This window comes from Bacillus sanguinis, from assembly GCF_018332475.1.
GTDB classification, from domain to species: domain Bacteria; phylum Bacillota; class Bacilli; order Bacillales; family Bacillaceae_G; genus Bacillus_A; species Bacillus_A sanguinis.
The window spans coordinates 1-1,129 of the sequence record NZ_BOQB01000417.1 but is presented as its reverse complement, the minus strand read 5'-3'; the positions used below and the strand labels follow the sequence as shown (position 1 = coordinate 1,129).

The window sequence follows — 1,129 nt, the reverse complement described above, 5'->3', positions numbered from 1 at the left end:
TTTCGCTGAATTTTGAGGTAGGAATCTTACTGCCCGTTAAAGCGGGACAGATGGAGGGGCAACATGAAAAAAATAGGTGTAGGGATTGTAGGGTTTGGATTTTCTAGTACAACATTTCATATCCCATTATTACAAACGATAGAAGAATACGATATTCGTGCCGTTTTATCTTCAAAAGAAGAGGTAGTAAAAGAAACGTTACCGAATGCTAACGTCGTTAGTACAATTGATGAATTGGTGAAGCGAGCTGATATTGATTTAGTGGTTATTACTTCACCGAATACAACTCATTTTCCATATGTAAAAGAAGCAATATTACATGGTAAACATGTTGTTGTAGAGAAACCATTTGTTGTTTCAATTGAAGAAGGGAAAGAGCTTATTTCATTAGCAGAACAACATAATGTGGTGTTAAGTGTATATCATAATCGTCGTTTTGATAATGATTTCTTAACGATAAAGAAATTGTTAGAAGAAAATAGAATAGGAAATCTATACGCATATGAAGCGCATTTTGATCGTTTCCGTCCGCATGTACGTGACCGCTGGAGAGAAAAGAACTTACCAGGATCAGGAATATTATATGATTTAGGCTCGCATTTAATTGACCAAGCATTATCATTATTTGGGAAACCAGATGCGATAAGTGCAGATGTAATCAAACAACGACCAGGTGCAGAAATTGATGATTACTTCCATGTTATACTTCACTACGGTGTTAAGCGTATCACTTTACATAGTAGCAGTTACGTAAAGCAAGCCGGTCCACATTATACACTGCATGGAGATAAAGGTTCTATCGTCAAATACGGTATGGATTCACAGGAAGAACAATTAAAAAATGGAATGAAGCCAGGCGATAACGGTTATGGAGTAGATGCTGAAGAGAATTTTGCTACTTTACATACGGAAGAAAAGCTAGAGCGTATCCCGACAGAAGTTGGTTGTTATGATATGTATTATAAAGGTGTGCGAGATAGTATTGTAAATGGTGAGAAACCACCTGTAACAGCGCAAGAAGGTTTAGAAGTTATTAAGTTGATTCAATTAGCGGTTGAAAGTAGTGAAACAGGTAGGATCATATCTATAAAATAAAAAGACACCCATATGTTAAATATATATAACCATT

At 35.9% G+C, this 1,129-nt stretch carries 1 protein-coding gene; it reads left to right on the top strand.

All coding sequences use genetic code 11. The features are described 5' to 3' along the window. The first annotated feature begins 63 nt into the window (after positions 1 to 63). Positions 64 to 1,095 (top strand): oxidoreductase, encoded by a 1,032-nt coding sequence (locus KI369_RS27010; protein WP_212958637.1) that lies wholly within the window; start codon positions 64 to 66, stop codon positions 1,093 to 1,095. Positions 1,096 to 1,129 lie beyond the last annotated feature (34 nt).

Excerpts from the sequence above, each read along its gene's own strand:
- KI369_RS27010 (WP_212958637.1), top strand. The coding sequence starts at position 64 with ATGAAAAAAATAGGTGTAGGGATTGTAGGGTTTGGATTTTCTAGTACA.